The organism is Seleniivibrio woodruffii, assembly GCF_029267515.1.
GTDB classification, from domain to species: Bacteria; Chrysiogenota; Deferribacteres; order Deferribacterales; family Geovibrionaceae; genus Seleniivibrio; species Seleniivibrio woodruffii_A.
Window position 1 is genome coordinate 538676 of record NZ_JAJUIS010000001.1, and the last position, 17877, is coordinate 556552.

Genomic DNA, 17877 nt, shown 5'->3' on the forward strand with positions numbered 1-17877 from the left:
AAGGAGAAAATATGGGCAACGGTGTGCGTATTGGGACAATCTACGAAAAATTCCTTGAAGGTATGGAACTTAAAAATAAAGCATATGATGATGCCACAAAAGACTGTATTTTTGAAGCAGTTTCAAAAATGATTGTTACTACTTCAAACGGAGAGCGACCGGGTATGTTGCTTGGAAAAATCCAAAGTGGTAAAACGAGGACATTTTTGGGCATAATATCGTTAGCTTTTGATAATGGTTATGATATTGCAATAGTCTTTACAAAAGGAACTAAAGCACTTGCCAAGCAAACTGTTAAGAGGTTAGTTGAGGACTTTGACTCTCTTATACAAGACGACCTAATTGGCGTTTATGACATCATGGATATTAAAGATGTCGGCTTGAAGCTATACCAAAGGGAGAAGAAATCTGTATTTGTTGTTAAAAAAGAGGATGATAATTTAGGACACCTTCGTAAATTGTTATTTGAAAAATATCCTGAACTTTCTAAATTACGTATTTTGATTGTTGATGATGAAGCCGATTTTGCTAGCATATCTTATGCAAAGGATAAGAATCAAGAAGTCAATGTTGGAAAAATCCAAGCATCAATTAATGAATTGCGTAACAATTTGTCTGGAAATAGTAGTTTTTTGCAGGTAACAGCCACACCTTATTCCCTTTATTTGCAACCTGAAGATTCTTTTGAGATTAAGTCTGAAATATTTAAACCTTGCCGTCCAGCATTTACTGTTGTTGTTCCAATACATGATAAATACATCGGTGGTGATTTTTACTTTAGAGAAAGTGAGAACGAGAATAGTATTGCGTCTTTTCTTCATGTTAAAGTATCGCCAAATGAGATGTTACGTTTGAAAAAAACGGATATGAGACGGTTGAACTTCAAAGAAATCTTAACTGACTACAAGCTAGAAACATTGAGAGGTGCTGTTATTGGCTTTGTAGTTGGAGCGTGTATAAGAAATTTACAACAAGAAAAAATGAAAGAACGCACGAAAAAATATAGTTTTATTGTACACACAGATTCGAGTAGAGATGCCCATAGATGGCAAGATAATATTATTCAGGCTTTGGTTGATAAATTCAAGGATGCCATTAATTGTGATAAAGAATTGGTAAATAGACTTATTTTAAAAGAATACAATGAGTTATTTAGTTCATTGAAATTACACCAACGTGATAATGAAGAGTATATTATTCCAGAATTTATCGATGTTCAAAAAAAGGTTGTGGATACATTTGATTATTTGGATGTTACAATAGTAAATTCTGATTCTGATAATGATGTCGATAAATTACTTGATATAAATACAGGGCAGTTAAGGCTAGATACGCTTTATACAATATTCGTTGGAGGGTCGATTTTAGATAGAGGGCTTACTATTGATAACATGATAGGCTTTTTTTATGGTAGAGAACCAAAAAAATTCCAACAAGATACGGTCTTGCAGCATTCAAGAATGTATGGTGCTAGAGATAAAGATGATTTACCTGTAACAAGGTTTTATACTACAGATTATATTTATAATGTGATGAAGAATATTCATGAGTTTGATAGTAATTTGAGGGAGCAGATAGAAAAATATGGTAATGATGCAGGTGTGGTTTTTATTGAGCGAGACATGCAGAACAAAATTATCCCGTGCGCCCCTAATAAAATTTTAAAATCAGAAATTACAAATCTAAAACCATTTAAACGCCTATTACCAGAGGGGTTTCAGACTGGTTATCCGACTAAAATCAAGAAGTATGTTCAAGAAGTTGATAAATTGATATTGCCTATAGAAAAGCAAAATAACCCCGTTCTGATTGATTTTAAAAAAGCAGAAACAATACTAGATTTAATTTCGGAAACATTAAAATTTAGTGACGCCGATTTTGAGAAAGATGGTCAAGTGCCAAGTGCTTTTGAAGATTTGGGATTGAGATGGGATATTGATGCTCATAAAGCAGCAATGAGATATATTTCAAAAGGATGCGCAGAAGTTGAAAGGCAAAATAAGATATGGTGCTTGGTTAAAGAAGGTCGAGGATTAAGTCGTTTGAAACAAAGTGGTTTTTCTGATGCACCAGATACAAAGCCAGAGATGAAAATAGCTAAAGAGTGGGCTAAAGACATTCCGTTATTAGTGTTGATTAAGCAAAAAGGTGATAAAGAGAAAGGTTGGATGGGAGCTGAATTTTGGTGGCCTGTAATAATAATGCCAGAAAATTGTGGAGTAGCTGTTTATGCTCAATCAGCACCTAAAAGAAAAAAATAGACGGTATTTTTGGCGGTATAAATCAAAATAGAGCAAGTCACTACTTAACATTACTAATTATCTACGAGAATAATGCTATGGTCTGCACCGCCATACAATAGAAAAGCCGAACCTTTGCGGGTTCGGCTTTTCTGTTTAACCGTATTCGTTATTGTGCTTCAGATTCAGTTTGCATAGCTTCGGGTGTTTTTCTCTGTTCAATATTCCCGCTGAAAGAATAGGTTGCGACAATTTGTTTGCCTTCGTTGTCGTGCAAAACCAGAGACAATTTCCAGTTGTCCACGCTGGATATTTCCGACGGAACATTATAAAAAAGCGTGCCCTCTGTTGCGCTTCCGGGTACCAGATTGCCGCTTTTCAAAAATCTTGATGAAATATCGGCTTTGATCTGTTTATTAACTTCTGCAACGTTATGTATGCTGAAAGCTGCAAAAACACCAGTGGCAACCGCCCAGCCTGCGCTTCTCCATTGGGATTTTTTTATCCTTTCATACGTTTGGTCAGGCGACAGAAGAGGTACTCTTGCTCCTGTGCCGTCTATAAGGTTAACGCCGTCAAGATTCAGCAGGAAGGATTGATTTGATTTGTTGAACACATATACCTGAACGGGGAGAACGCCGTATTTGATAGTGTCCTCGTCGTAATAGGAAGTAAGCTCAGCATAAGAATGGATAGGTTTCGCCATCAGTTCAATTCCGTCCTGAACAACTTTATTTTGCTGGGTGTTCAGGTCATAAGAGAGTGAAGGCTGCTGAACAGCATTTCTGGAGGCACACGAAACAGTAATAGTTGTGATAAAAATAAAAAACAAAATGTGGCGTAGCATTGTTCACCTTTTCATAATTGATAGACAAATATACCTTACAGTTTTTATGCTGTCTATGCGATTGAACAATGGTGTATTGTTTAATTAGCCGACGAAATAAAATTGTACCGAGCAAAGGATGTTTGACTTATTGCTTACAGCGGCATCTTTTTCGCGGGTTTTTTGTGGTTTTTCTGCAAAATACAGTTTGTGCAGTTGTCCTGATCAATAATAAGTACCGATTCGTTGCCGAAGCAGAAGGACATCACCCAGTCGAAGAAAACAGCTACCTGCTTTTTGAACATTCCGATCTTTGACAGATATGCGATTTTCCATATGTAATATGCCAGAGCACCGCGCATCTTGATTCCGAAGAGGTTCACCACAGAGTTGTTTTTACCCAGCGACACCAGATAACCGAAGTGCAGGTATGTGAAGTCTATGGGCTGTTTGCCTTTGATCAGGCGCATGATATTTTTGACTGCCATGACACCCTGCTGCATTGCCAAAGGAGCCACAGGAGGCAGAAATTTGCCTTTATATTCGTATGCGCAGCTATCGCCGATAACAAACACGTTTGGGGCTTCCAGTGATTGAGGATTGAGTGTTTTTGTTATTTTCAACCTGCTGTCGGGCGTTGTTTCGCCGCCGACCTCTTTAAGATATTCCTGACCTTCCACACCTGCTGTCCAGACGGTTACGGATGAGCTTTTTGTGAGAGGCTGACCATCCTTTTTATAATTTATACTGTCCAGCCCTACCTCATCCACAGAAGCGCCGTTGATAACGTTTATGCCGTTGCTTATAAGTATTTCCTGCGCTTTCTGGGCCTGCGCCGGATCGATTGCAGGCAGGACAGTTTTGCTGTATTCAAAGATAGTTATATCGTATTCGTCCGGCTTAACGGTGTTGTATTCTTTCTTTATCTTTGCGCGGATGTAGTCGTTCATTTCGCAGGCAAGCTCAACCCCTGTGATGCCTCCGCCTATTATTGAGAAGGAAAGCAGGCTTTTTTTCTCTGCCGGATCTGTCATGGTGCTTGCTTTTTCAAGAAAATCTATGATCATATATTTGATGTGTATTGCATCCGTTATGTTCTTGAATTCAAAAGCATTTTTCATGGCAGACTGATTCCCGCGGAAGTTGGTGCGGCTGCCTGTGGCTACTATGATATAATCATATTGATATTCGCCGTTTTCGCAGGTTACTTTGTTTGCCGGAGTATCAATATGCTTCACTTCATCCTTAACGAAGTGTACGCCGTTATTAACACATATCTCTCTGAGAGGAAAGACTATATTCTCCGGCTTAACGTTGCCGCTGACAACCTCCGCCAGCATGGGTGTGAATAGTGAATAGTTGTTTTTATCTATGAGAGTAACTGAAACTTTGCCTGATTTAATGTGTGTTCTGAAAAATGAAACAGCAGTGAGACCGCCGAAGCCGCCCCCAAGAATAAGAACGTTTTTCATAAAAAGCCCCTGTGTGTATTATAATCTAATTTACACAGTATTGGTCTTTTTGTACAGGAGGAAAAGGTTAAAAGTTTAAACCTGCGCCGACTCCGGCGAAGAACGATTCAGCATCAAAGAAGTCAACGTTTGCCTCGCGTGCGCCGTATCCTCCTGAAAATGAAATGAATTTGTCTTTAAATCCGAAAACGTCGTTAAGGGTGTAAAGTGCCATTGCTCCGTATGATGTCTCTTCTCTTGTGTTGCCGAAATATGGGTTGTCCGCTTCGTATTCAACCTTGTCCAGTGCAAGAAGGAATACCAGCAGGTTTCTGTCTTTTGTGAATGCGGTGACCTTGATGCCTGTTCCGTAGCCTTTGAATGATTCAGCCTCGCCTTCTCTGTCGCCTACAGTGTATTTTGCGAAAACATCTGTTAATGTTTTGTTTTTGACAAAGGTATATCCTGCTTTAAGCTCTGTGTCGTTTCCGGTTCTGCCGAGAGTTGAGTACGCATCCTCAGCGGTGTCCTTGCTTATATTTCGCTTCATGCGAGCCAGTTCGGCAAAAAATCCTGTGCCTATTAACCTGCGCAGTTTAAGTCTGATCCCGTAACTTTCCGCATCAGTTTCGTGTCTGTTGTCGGTATAAGGGTTCTGCCATGTTTTGTCCAGGGGACTTGCGATTATGGATAGATCTGCTTTTGTCCTGTTTTCAAATTCGCGGGCAACGCCGAGTTCCAATTTCGGAAAAAGGTCTGTCTGGGGTATGCCGAAATGCAGCCTTGTACGTTCGTTAGGCTTATAATTCATTTCACCTGTTATGATAGCGCCGATTTTTGTCAGAGTATCAAAGTGCACGTCCTTTGCTTCGCCGTCCGGGATCAGTTTGTCGTCGGAATTGATAACGATAACGCCGCCGGAGATATAACCGGATATTTTATCTTCCGCATAAGCTGAAAAAGTCAGCAGCAGGCAAAAAAGCAGAGTTGTGAACTTCATTTAATCCTCTATATCAAATTCTTTCAGCTTATTATGGAGTGTCCGGCGCGATATTTCAAGGATTTCCGCCGCTTTGGATTTATTTCCTCCGGTTTTTTGTAATGCTTTCACAATTAATTCACGCTCGTTATTGCGTATGCTCAGTCCCGCGGTTTGTCTGGTGCCCAGAGGGGGCAGTGTGGAGGCTTCCAGCTTTTGTGCCGTTGTTAATATGATGCTGCGTTCCACAAGGTTTTCCAGTTCGCGGATGTTGCCCGGAAATGAATAGTTTTTCAGGGCGCGCAGATATGCCTCGTCCGCAGATTTAACAAGTTTTCCGAATCTGTTGGAGTGTTTTTCAATGAAAAATCTTACCAGTGCGGGCAGTTCCTCTTTCCGCTCACGCAGAGGAGGTATTTCCACAGGAAAAACAGCCAGACGAAAATAAAGATCTTCACGGAAATTTCCGGTTTCAGAAAGTTTTTTAAGGTTTTTATTGGTGGCGGCAATGATGCGCACGTCGGTTTTAATGGTTTTTGTGTCGCCTACCCTTTCGAATGTGCCCTCCTGAAGAACACGCAGGAGCTTTGCCTGGACAGTCTGGGAGAGTTCGCCAATTTCGTCCAGAAACAGTGTTCCGCCATCCGCCGCCTCAAAGAGTCCGGTTTTGTCTTTAACAGCGGTGGTGAAAGCGCCTTTGACATGCCCGAAAAGCTCGCTTTCGATGATATTTTCGCTCAGTGCGGCGCAGTTGATAGCGAGGTATGGTTTATCCTTGCGGCGGGAATTGTCGTGAACGGATCTTGCCACCAGTTCCTTGCCTGTGCCTGATTCACCGAGAATAAGGACTGTTGCGTCTGTTGGGGCAACCAGTTTCAGTTGGTTTATAATGGTGCCGAGTCCGGTTTCGGAATACACGCCGCCGAAAACGTAACCCTGAACAGGTGTGTACTCGCAGGCTGCGCCGGACGATGCACAGTTTTCAAGGGTTTCAAGCAGCGCCTGAATGTCCACTGGCTTTGTGATGTAGTCCGCTGCACCCAGTTTCATAGCCTCTACGGCGGTTTTGACTGTGGAAAATGCGGTTATGATGATAACGGGTGTTGCGATTCCCTTTTGACGCATCATGCCGAGAGTGGTTATTCCGTCCATGATGTCCATCTTCATGTCAAGAAGCACAGCGTCATATGCCGCTTTGTCCATCATGGCGAGCGCCTCCATGCCGTTAGCTGCCTCACTTGTTGTATGTCCGGCATCTTCAAGGTGCAGTTTAAGCATCAGCCTGTGGTTCTGCTCGTCGTCAACAATGAGTATGTTCATCAGAAAGTTATCTCCACGATAAATTTATTGTCAGCATGTATTTCAAGTCCGAATCCGTGCAGGGCAAGTATCCTTTTAACAATCGCTATCCCCAGCCCAGTTCCGACAGTCTTTGTGGTGTAGAAAGGGGTGCCGATCTTGCCGGAATCAGGCAGTTGACCGTATATATTATTTGAAACTATGAGAGAGTTTCCTGTAACGTTTACGCTTATGGCTCCGCCAGAGGGCGAAGCCTGAACAGCGTTGAGCAGAAGATTAAAGAGCACCTGCATCATCTTTGCGCCGTCTGCGTGCAGCGGCACGTTTGCGCCTGTTATGCTGATAGTGACGTCTTTTGCCTCTGCATCCGCCTGAAGGAGTTCAGCGGTACGCTTTGCAAGCTCGAGTATGGAAATATCCGATTTTTCAAGGGTCATATCCCGCCCGTAGGTGAGGAAATCGTTCACTATCCTGTCCAGCCGTGAAAGTTCCTCAACGCAGCGCTCGGCAATGTCCTTTGCCGTTCCCTCGCTTTTTTTGGCGGAATATTCTATCAGTCCTTTTACGGAACTGAGAGGGTTTTTAAGTTCATGTGCCATAACAAGCGACATTCTGCCCATTTCGGCTTCGCGTTCGGCAAGTTCAAGCTGGCGTGCCTGCTCAGAGTGTTGTCTGGAAAGGCGGAAGCTGTAGAAAAAGACGACTCCTAGAAGTATCTGAAGCAGAACGACTCCTCCAAGAAAACTGTATTGGGATGCGCGCAGATTTTTCAGATTTGTATCGTCAACCAGAGCGCCGCCGTATGCTATGGGTGTTTTCATGTTTTCGGTTCCGGTGCGCATTCTGCCCATCCCCATGCCCATTCCCATGCCGAAATGATGCGGTTTGATGGGTTTTATAACCATTATGCCCTCTGATGTCTGGAGCACCAGCTTGCTGTTGAATGGGAATTTCGGCAGTTCTATGTCCCCTGTGTTGAGAAGAACGTTTCCGTCCTTGTCGAACAGATAGATGGAACGAACGGCAGAGGTTCCGGCTGATTCCCGCAGGAACGTTTTGAAGCGGGGGGCAAATTCCGGGTCGAGAGCCATCATAGCGCGCCTTCCGCCTTCAAACGTTGTAAGGGCTGCGAATCCGGTGAGAGCCAGAGTATTCTTTGCACTCCTGATAGTGGCCGCAGTGTTGTATATCTGGGCAAAAATTACGAGCAGGTTAAGAGCAAGCGCTGCGATAAGAAGGTTTTTAAGTTTTTTGGCTGCTGTGTATGTCATAAAGAAATAATACACCACAGTGTCAAAAATTTACATTGGTAAAATTTGCCTCCTGCTGTGCAAATTCTGCACACACTTTTGTTTCCCGCTAAAGAATACGCGGTAATCATTAATTTTTTGGCTAAAAGTACGCCATAATCTGTAAAATAATGTTGATTTTCATGTCATAAAACTGTTATATCGTTGTTTAATTTATTAATTATCAGTTATTTAGTATGATAAGGCGGGTAATTAAAAATTTCTCTGCTTTTTTGATTTTTTTAGGCGGCAATGATATAATTCTAATGGAAAATAGTAGCTGAGTGATAGTATTATATTGACATTCGAAATGTTTTTCCGTAGATTTCCCTGTCTCAAGATAAACGGCGGGAGTTTGCTTATGTGGCGTGACCCTGAGAAATGTAAGAACTGGACCATACAGGATTCCGAAGAACTATACGGGATCAACAAATGGGGTGCGGATTATTTTTCAATTAATCCGCTGGGCGATGTTACCGTTACGCCTTTCGGAAAGGACAACGGAGCGCGCATCAGCCTTTATGATATCGTTCAGGAGATTGAGGAACGCGGCATGAGTATGCCCGTTATCCTGCGCATCGAGAATATTCTCGGTTCACAGATAAAACTGCTGCACCAGACATTCCGCAAGGTCATAGAGGACACAGGATATCAGGGGCAGTATAAGGGCGTTTTCCCCATCAAGGTTAACCAGCAGGAACAGGTTATCGAAGCTATCTCAGAGTTCGGAAAGGAGTTTAACCACGGACTTGAGGCGGGCAGTAAGCCTGAGCTTCTGGCGGCTATCAGTATGCTGCAGAACCGCGATGCCTGCCTTATCTGCAACGGATACAAGGACGAGGAGTTTATAGACCTCGGTCTCAACGCCGTTAAAATGGGCTATCAATGCTTTTTCGTTATAGAGGTGCCGGGTGAGGTTGACCTTATCCTTGAGCGTGCAAAAAAACTCAAGGTGCGTCCGCTTCTGGGACTTCGCGGGAAGCTCTCAACACAGGCGGAAGGTCAGTGGTCTGAATCCGGCGGCGACAATAGTGTTTTCGGTCTGAACATCAGTCAGATGGTGGACGTTCTGGACAGACTGAAAGAAGAGAACAAGCTGGACTGCCTTAAACTTCTTCACTATCACATCGGTTCTCAGATACCTAACATCAGGGACATCCGTGCGGGGGCTCTTGAAGCCTGCCGTATATATGAGGAGCTCGTCAACGAAGGCGCCCCCATGGGGTTCATAGACTTCGGCGGCGGGCTTGCTGTTGACTATGACGGTTCAAACACAAACTACCACTCAAGCCGTAACTACTCCGTTGAGGAATACTGCTATGACGTTGTGGAATCAATCATGAACGTGCTGGGCAAAAAAGGGATTACGCATCCGACCATAATTACGGAGTCGGGTCGCGTAACTGTTGCTTATTACTCAGTTTTGCTGTTCAATGTTCTGGATGTTTCAACGTTTATCCCTCATCCGATACCCGATGAACTGCCGAAATGCAACGGCGGACTGCTTGACAATTTGCTGGTGACTTTCAACGACGTTTCGCCGCGAAGCATACAGGAGAGCTGTAACGATGCGCTGTTCTACAGAAATCAGGCAAGACAGCTTTTCAAGCACGGACAGATAACCCTGCGTCAGCGAGCCATGGCTGAAAACCTCGTGCGCCATATACTTATGAAAATATCATCCACAGCCAGAACAATGACCCACGTTCCAAAGGACGTGCAGGACATAGACAAGCTGCTTTACGATATATATTACGGTAACTTTTCGCTGTTCCAGTCGCTTCCCGACGTATGGGCTATTAACCAGATTTTCCCCGTTATGCCTATCCACAGGCTGAACGAGGCTCCGACACGTCCGGCGATAATTTCGGACATAACCTGCGACTGCGACGGAAAGATAGATAACTTTCCCGACTATTCGCACGACAAAAATGCCATCCTTCTGCACGATCTGAAGGACAGCGACGAATATTACCTCGGCGTGTTCCTTGTCGGTGCTTATCAGGAGACGCTTGGCGATTTGCACAATCTTTTCGGCGATACAAACGTAGTGTCCATAAATGTGAACATGGACGGTTCCTATCAGGTTGTGCGCGAACTTGAGGGTGATTCGGTGGCTGACGTGCTTTCATACGTCGAATATGACGTTAAGAGCATGAAGCACAGGCTTAAAAAGATAGCGGAGGATGCGGTTCAGCAGGGCTACATCTCCGGAAAGGAACGCAAGGACATCCTCAACGGGTTCGACGAGGGGCTGCGCGGATATACATATTTTGAAAAAGACTGATAACGTGTCTGCGATGAGTGGAGCGGCGTGACAGTCCAATAAGTAATCTGAGGAGTGAAAATAATGTCAAAAATTCTTATAATCGGCGCCGGCGGCGTCGGAAACGTTGTTGTTAAAAAGTGCGCACAGTATACGGATGTATTTTCGGATATCCATCTTGCAAGCCGCACTAAATCAAAGTGCGACCTGATAGCGAAAGAGGTTAAAGACCTGTACGGCGTCAACGTTGCAACCTATTCTGTGGATGCTGACGACGTTGCAGACCTCGTAAAGCTGATTAACAGCATAAAACCCGCACTGGTGCTGAACGTTGCCCTGCCCTATCAGGATCTTGCAATTATGGATGCGTGCCTTGAAACAGGCGTGAATTATATGGACACAGCCAATTATGAACCCAAGGATACCGCCCATTTCGAATATTCATGGCAGTGGGCTTATCAGGACAGATTCAAAGAGAAAGGGCTTATGGCTGTTCTCGGCTGTGGTTTCGACCCCGGTGTTACGAACATCTTCTGCGCATATGCACAGAAACACATGTACGACAGCATTGAGACCATAGATATACTCGACTGCAATGCTGGCGACCACGGACATCCGTTTGCAACCAACTTCAACCCTGAGATAAACATCCGCGAAGTGACACAGGTTGTACGCCACTGGAAAGAGGGCGAGTGGGTGGAAACCCCTGCAATTCTCGACGACACTTGTATCCATTTCCCTTTCGACTACCCGCAGGCGGGCGTTAAAGAGAGTTACCTGCTCTATCACGAGGAGATGGAATCACTGGTGAAACATATAAGAGGTCTGAAACGCATCCGTTTCTGGATGACCTTTTCACAGAATTACATCACACACCTCAAAGTGCTTGAGAACGTCGGCATGACCCGCATTGACGAGGTTGAATACAACGGTGTGAAGATAATACCGCTTCAGTTTCTGAAAGCGCTCCTGCCCGACCCCGGCAGTCTGGGCACTAACTATACCGGCAAGGCTGTCATAGGCTGCGTATTTGACGGTGAAAAGAACGGCGAAAAGCTGAGAAAATATATCTATAACGTTTGCGACCACGCAGAGTGCTACCGCGAGGTTCAGGCACAGGCTGTCTCCTATACCACAGGAGTTCCCGCCATGATAGGCGCAATGATGATGCTGAAAGGCATCTGGACTGGCGAGGGCGTTTTCAACGTTGAGCAGCTTGACCCCGACGCGTTCATGAACGAGTTGAACAGGTGCGGTCTGCCGTGGCAGGTTGTGGACTTTAACGGCGAGCTTCCCGCGTAATAATGAGCAACCTTACTATATCGGATTTCCCGAAAGAGATAACCGACAGGGTGGAGACTCCCTGTTACCTTATAAGCGAGGATGTGATACGCCGCAACTGCGAGATTCTGGATGGAGTGCAGAAGCGCACAGGGGCGAAGATACTCCTTGCCATGAAGGCGTTCGCACTGCCTAAAGTATTTCCGCTCATAGCGCAGTATCTCCACGGGGTATGTGCCAGCGGACCCATAGAAGCACAGATGGGGCGAGAGGAGTTCGGGCGGGAGGTACACACATACTCGCCCGCGTTTAAAAATGAGCAGATGGCGCGCACCATTGAGTTCAGCGATCATATAGTGTTCAATTCCGTCAGCCAGTGGCATACCCACAGGGAAGCTATAGCCGTTTCAGGCAGGAACATTGAAGTGGGGCTGCGTGTCAATCCCGGACATGCGGAGGTTGAGGTTGAGCTTTATAACCCCTGTCTGCCCGGTTCAAGGTTCGGAGTGAATCCAGAAGATCTTGAAGGCGTTGACCTGACAGGCATAAGCGGACTTCATTTTCATGCCATGTGTGAACAGAACGCCGATGTTCTGACCCGTGTGCTGGCGAGCTTTGAAAAGCGTTTCGGACATCTCATCGGGCAGATGAAATGGATAAATTTCGGCGGCGGGCACCATATCACCCGTGATGATTATGATGTGGAACTGCTCTGCGAAACAATAAACGGTTTCCGCAGCCGCCATAACGGTATTCAGGTTTATCTGGAGCCGGGAGAGGCTGTGGTTCTGAACGCCGGAGTATTCGTCACTCAGGTGCTTGATGTGATACGCAACGGGGTCGATATAGCCGTTGTTGATTCATCCGCCGAGACACATATGCCGGACGTTCTGGCAATGCCCTACCGCCCCGTGCTTGTCGGTGCGGGACAGGCGGGGGAATTTGCCCACGATTTCAAAATCGGCTGTATCTCCTGTCTTGCGGGGGATTTCATAGGCACCTATTCGTTCCCTGAAAAACTGAAAATCGGTGACAGGCTGGTTTTCACTGATATGGCGCTTTACTCTTTTGTGAAAAATACTAACTTTAACGGTGTGGAGCTTCCCGACCTGACGGTGTTCAGCCTTGAAAAGGGTACACTGGAGGTTGTGCGCAGGTTCGGCTACGAAGATTATAAGAACAGGTTGTCATGAGCGAATACATCAATTTCCATGGGGACGACGTACCTCAGTCAGAGCCGGAAAAGGCTCTTTTTCACGTTATTCCGGTTCCATACGAGAAATCAGTGTCATACGGTTCGGGCACTGCTGAAGGTCCTGCGGCGATACTCTCATCTTCATGTCAGCTTGAGGTTTTTGATGGAAAGAGCACTCCAGCTCAGTACGGTATCTGCACATATAAGCCCGTTGACTGCTCCGGCGGGCACGGGCAGTCCATTGTAAACATAAAGGACGCGGTTCTTGAATGTCTTGTCTGCGGAAAGATACCGGTTGTGCTCGGCGGCGAGCATACAGTCACCAACGGGGTCATAGACGCACTCATCGAAAAATACGGTACGGAATTCGGCGTTGTCCAGTTCGATGCCCACGCAGACCTGCGTGAAAGCTATGAAGGTTCAAAATTCAGCCACGCCTGCGTCATGAAGCGCACCTTCGACAAGGGCATACCTATATACCAGCTCGGCACAAGGAGTTATTGCCTTGAGGAGCACCAGCTTAGACTTTATAATAAAATACCCTATATGGACGCAGAGGACATTGATCGAGACGGGACTGATGCCTTCCGTCTGCCTGATGATTTCCCGGAAAAGGTATTTATCACATTTGACATTGACGCTCTGGACTCATCTGTAATGCCTGCAACGGGCACTCCGGTGCCGGGCGGTCTGACATGGTTTCAGTCTATGCGGCTCATCGAAAGCATCGCCAGACAGCGCACCTGTATAGGGTTTGACGTTGTCGAATATGCTCCTATGAGCGGTCTGCACAGTGCGGATTTCACCGCGGCACAGTTGGTTTACAACATAATGGGTTATGTTTCACGCAGCATTGGGGTACGCAAGCTGTTTTCCATCTCCTGAAATCTTCTGTACAAAACCGTTACAAAACGGTATTATTGTTTAAGTTTTTCATATTTCACGGACGGGTATGAACAGTTTGAACATCCTGCTTTTCTCTTTTCTGATAAGTGCCCTGACAGTGCCGCTGTTTACAGACATGGCAGTCAGGCTCGGAATAATAGATATTCCCGACGAGAGGAAGATACATTCCGGTCACACCCCCCGCCTCGGCGGGCTGGGGATCATTACAGGTGTGTTCCTGTCCGTTCTGATATTCTGTAAGACAGACGTGCATTACCTTTATCTTGCCCTCGCAAACATGATAATAATCGGAATCGGTGTTTACGACGACAGCAGGGGTGCCTCTGCTCTCCAAAAACTTTTCTTTCAGGCGCTCGCCGCCACTGTCGTTGTTTTTGTTATGGATGTGCGGTTCGAGTTCTATATTCCATGGCTTACATGGCTTAACAACGATATTCTCATAATTCTCGTCACCTATTTCTGGATAGCTCTGGTTACGAATGCGGTGAATCTTATAGACGGTGTGGACGGGCTTGCCGGAGGCATATCTTTCATGGCGTTCGGTTCCCTTATGGTGGCTTCATACGCAGAAGGCGGAATGAATTTTGCAGTTTCTCTGGCTTTTCTCGGCGGGATACTGGGCTTTCTGAGGTATAACCTTCCGAAAGCGTCTGTTTTTATGGGCGACACGGGAAGTCTGTTTCTTGGTTTCAACATCGCCGTTCTGTCGCTTTCCTCATCATTTAAAACGAATACGGTGATGTCGGTAGTCATGCCGACACTTTTTATACTGATTCCTCTTTTTGATACCTTTCTTGCTATTGTTCGGCGTCTTCTGCGTCTGCAAAACCCCATGAGGGCAGACAGGGAGCATCTTCACCATAAACTTTTAGACCTGAACCTCAGCATGGGACAGACTCTTATGGTGTTCTATTCACTGTCTATCGTTCTTTCAGGGCTGGCGCTTATTTTTTTCCGTGACCGTAAGCTGTATATGGTTCTTCTGGCAGTGGTGATACTTTACGTTTTCCTGCTGATGATCAAGTTTCTGAATTTTGCCAATCTCGGCAGGCTAATAGGCGACATCAACAGCAGAATAATGCAGGAGCGCAGCCGCGAATGTCTGGCTCGTATGAAGGCGGACAAGACAGGTTTCGCCTTGAGTACGGGTGTAATAGTGTTGAGCACACTGCTTTCAGCACTTGTTTTTTTCCGTTCCGGTTCCTACCCTCAGTTGGGGCTTACGGCTGTTCTGCTGTTCTTTATGACAGCATCGGTTCTTCTGGCATACAGGGTCAGCAGTGTCAGCGAGCTTTTTTATTCCAGTCTTGCTGCTTACTGGCTGTTTTTTGCGGCGGCTTATTATGCCGGAAAGGAGGGTCTGGCTGTTCTTGCTGTGTGCGGTCTGTGCGTAAGCATAGTAATGCTCCCCAGATTTTTCCGGCTGTCCAGGGTTTTCGTTCCTTTTGATCTGCTGAATTTTTTCATGGTGCTGTCAATATGGGTTTTAAGCGGAAAAGGGGTTTACGATTATATTATAACCGTTGCTGTGAGCCTGCTGCTTTATATCCCTTTCAAATCAGCTTTCGTGTACGTTATTTCGCACAGAGAACCTGAGAACGTAAAAGAGATAGTCTGACCTATCTCCCCGTTTTTCCGGTGATATAGCTTGCCTTTGCCATGTGGTTCTGGGCAAAAACATCCGCAGGAATCTTTTTGAAAGGCAACAGGGCATCCGGCACAAGATACTGGTGCATTTTTATTATCTTTTTCATCACAACGGTGAAAAGACCGCCCAGCTTATGCTTTTTTACGACCTGATAGTCATCCTTCATCTTTCTCATGAGGTTTTTCGGCGTATTGTTGCTGGCTCCGCCCGCCCGCATTTTCACAAGCAGCTTGGGCAGATAGCATGATCTTTCGCCTTCGCTGTTCATAATGCGCAGTATGAGGTCGTAGTCGGCAGATATTTTGAAACTTGTATCGAAAAGCCCGTATTTCTGATAAAGCTCCCGCTTAACGAAGAAAGACGGGTGGGGAGGCATCCATCCCATGAAGAGTTTTGCTTTGCTGAATCTGCCGCTTTTCCAGTACCTTACAAGCCTGTCCGAATCGTCGTGGCGGACGATGGCGAGGTCGCCGTAAACCGTTGAGCAGTTTGTTTCCTCAAAGCATTTCACAACGTCGGAAAGCACCGTGTCGTTTGCGTAGACGTCGTCTGAGTGCAGAATTGCCACTATGTCACCTGTGGCGAGTTTAACCGCTTTGTTCAGGGCGTGGTAAAGGTTTTTATCTTTTTCGGAGATAAGAACGGAAATCCTGCTTTTATATTCTTTGATTATCTTGAGGGTTTTGTCAGTGGACTTTCCGTCTATGACGATGTACTCAAGATCGACATTTCTCTGACTGATGGCGGACTCTATCGCCTGCCTGATAGTCCTTTCGTTGTTTTTAACAACAGTGATGACACTGACTTTCATTTTCCCTACACCGGCAATTTTCAAAAATTTGAGACATTCCGACACATTCCTTATACTCTTTAGCGTGACAATTTCAACATATTTTATTGAAACACCATTTTAGAAATCATAGGTGCGATTCCTTCCGCTGCCAGAAAGGCTCCGGCAGGTGACAGATGGTTGTCGTCAATGTATAGCGAAGTGCCGTTTTTCTCGCCTATACAGCTGTTTTGCGGGCAAAGTCCGTCGGCGAGTTCCGCCGTGCCGAAGTTGTATGTTGAGGAAAGATTTTTCAGTATACCGCGCACTTTCTGATTCTCATTTTCGTATTCATCTCTGGTTATGCCCACGTTCGTGTTTTCGGCGAGGGCGGGAAGATATTTCTGAAGCACGGTGAGTTTCGCAAGTTCACGCGGCACGTCGTATGGAAAATCGGGATTGTCCATAACAAACCAGACGTTTTTACCTTTAAGCGCGGCAAGGGTGCGTCCGAGTCCGCGTTCAAGAACTTTGGGGTTTTCCTCTGCGGATGATTTCACCGTAGCGTCGTCTTTTATGAAAAAGTGAGGAGCGACAGGTTCGGAAGCCGCTCGCCATCTGGCGTTTATCATAACGTTTTTAATGTCGGAATCGTTGAGCAGGCTGATGATCTTATCGTTGAACTCCACGCATCCGAAGTTTTTTGGCTTTGTGGAGCGGGTGACGCCTTGCAGGGGCGCACATGCAGCCTTAGCCGCCAGTATGCCCGATATGCCGTGAGCTTCGCCGTATGCGTCCATCCCGTCCGCCAGAACAAGTGCATGGGAATCGCCCCAGAGCACATAGGACGGCTTGACGTTTTTATCCCCCATTATGCAGAGTCCGCCGAGGGTGATGGTTTCAGGCTTCATTCCGTAACATGCTGGAATTTCGTATGCTCCCTTGGCTGTTTTGGCATAAGCAGCCGCCTGCGCGGGTATCCTTTCGGGCAGACCGTCTTTGACTATGACATATCCGCCCACGAGACATCCCGCCGCCATAACGGCGTAGGTGTATCTGAAAAAGAGTTTCTTGTTCTGTATCTTTTTAATGCGCAGCGGTTTTTCAACAATATAGTAAGAGAAGGATGCGAACGCGAAGGTCAGAAATATCAGGAAGATATCTGATTTATAAAACGCCGGGATATGGATGCTCTCCCAGTAGTTGCGAAGCGCGAATAAAGGCCAGTGCCACAGATAGAGAGAGTATGACAGAAGCCCTATCCAGACGACAGGTTTAAGACTGAGTATGCGGTTTACAATACCACCCTGCGCCATGATGATGAGCGCGGTTCCCAGACAGGGCAGAAGCGCCGCATAACCGGGGAAGGGCGTTGTTGTTTCGAAAGCGAAAACGCTTATGCAGAGCATCGCAAAGCCCGCAAGGGACATGATATGCAGATAGAGCGGTTTTTCCGTTTTCGGGAAGAAACCGAGGGATATCAGCGCGCCCAGCATCAGTTCCCACGTGCGGAACGGAATGAGGTAGAACGCCGCTTCGGGATGCGTTTTCGTTCCCCATACGGAAAGCCCGAAAGAGATGACGAACAGGGTCAGCGCAAACCGGATATATTTCTTGCTGCCGTATCTGGCAATGAGCATCAGCATTATAGGGAAGAATATGTAAAATTGTTCCTCTACTCCCAGCGACCACGTATGCAGGAGGGGCTTTGTCTCCGCCTGTGCGTCA

At 45.8% G+C, this 17877-nt stretch carries 13 protein-coding genes; 6 read left to right on the forward strand and 7 right to left on the reverse strand.

From position 1 onward, the window contains the following. Nucleotides 1–11 precede the first annotated feature (11 nt). Nucleotides 12–2261, forward strand: coding sequence for a Z1 domain-containing protein (locus Q7P67_RS02490; RefSeq protein ID WP_303850303.1), 2250 nt, complete (start codon nt 12–14; stop codon nt 2259–2261). A gap of 148 nt (nt 2262–2409) precedes the next feature. On the opposite strand, the gene Q7P67_RS02495 is transcribed toward Q7P67_RS02490, so the two are convergent. The 5 genes from Q7P67_RS02495 to Q7P67_RS02515 form a co-directional block, all read right to left on the reverse strand. After that, entirely contained in the window at nt 2410–3072 is a 663-nt protein-coding gene (locus Q7P67_RS02495; RefSeq protein WP_303850304.1) for a hypothetical protein, read from the reverse strand. 149 nt (nt 3073–3221) lie between these two features. Beyond that, nucleotides 3222–4538 (reverse strand): NAD(P)/FAD-dependent oxidoreductase, encoded by a 1317-nt coding sequence (locus Q7P67_RS02500; RefSeq protein WP_303850305.1) that lies wholly within the window; start codon nt 4536–4538, stop codon nt 3222–3224. A 67-nt stretch (nt 4539–4605) separates the two neighbouring features. Further along, on the reverse strand, nt 4606–5517 hold the full coding sequence (locus tag Q7P67_RS02505) for a DUF2860 family protein (RefSeq protein WP_303850306.1): 912 nt from the start codon (nt 5515–5517) through the stop codon (nt 4606–4608). Continuing rightward, nucleotides 5518–6816, reverse strand: a complete 1299-nt coding sequence (locus Q7P67_RS02510) for a sigma-54 dependent transcriptional regulator (protein WP_303850307.1) — start codon at nt 6814–6816, stop codon at nt 5518–5520. Then, entirely contained in the window at nt 6816–8066 is a 1251-nt protein-coding gene (locus Q7P67_RS02515; protein WP_303850308.1) for a PAS domain-containing sensor histidine kinase, read from the reverse strand. Before Q7P67_RS02515 ends, Q7P67_RS02510 begins: the two co-directional genes overlap by 1 nt. A gap of 379 nt (nt 8067–8445) precedes the next feature. On the opposite strand from Q7P67_RS02515, the gene speA reads away from it, so the two are divergent. The 5 genes from speA (at nt 8446) to Q7P67_RS02540 (ending at nt 15350) form a co-directional block, all read left to right on the forward strand. Next, nucleotides 8446–10371, forward strand: a complete 1926-nt coding sequence (speA, locus tag Q7P67_RS02520) for a biosynthetic arginine decarboxylase (RefSeq protein WP_303850309.1) — start codon at nt 8446–8448, stop codon at nt 10369–10371. Nucleotides 10372–10434: 63 nt separating this feature from the next. Continuing rightward, on the forward strand, nt 10435–11652 hold the full coding sequence (locus Q7P67_RS02525) for a saccharopine dehydrogenase family protein (protein ID WP_303850310.1): 1218 nt from the start codon (nt 10435–10437) through the stop codon (nt 11650–11652). 2 nt (nt 11653–11654) lie between these two features. Then, nucleotides 11655–12824: a carboxynorspermidine decarboxylase gene (gene nspC, locus Q7P67_RS02530; RefSeq protein WP_303850311.1), complete on the forward strand. Its 1170-nt coding sequence runs from the start codon at nt 11655–11657 to the stop codon at nt 12822–12824. After that, nucleotides 12821–13711 (forward strand): agmatinase, encoded by an 891-nt coding sequence (speB, locus tag Q7P67_RS02535; protein ID WP_303850312.1) that lies wholly within the window; start codon nt 12821–12823, stop codon nt 13709–13711. Before nspC ends, speB begins: the two co-directional genes overlap by 4 nt. 67 nt (nt 13712–13778) lie before the next feature. Further along, nucleotides 13779–15350, forward strand: a complete 1572-nt coding sequence (locus Q7P67_RS02540; protein WP_303850313.1) for a glycosyltransferase family 4 protein — start codon at nt 13779–13781, stop codon at nt 15348–15350. Between the two features lies 1 nt (nt 15351). Here the strand turns inward: Q7P67_RS02540 and Q7P67_RS02545 are convergent, their stop codons facing one another. After that, nucleotides 15352–16191, reverse strand: a complete 840-nt coding sequence (locus tag Q7P67_RS02545; protein ID WP_303850314.1) for a glycosyltransferase family 2 protein — start codon at nt 16189–16191, stop codon at nt 15352–15354. An 83-nt stretch (nt 16192–16274) separates the two neighbouring features. Next, on the reverse strand, nt 16275–17877 hold a 1603-nt coding region (locus tag Q7P67_RS02550; RefSeq protein ID WP_303850315.1), incomplete at its 5' end, for an acyltransferase family protein.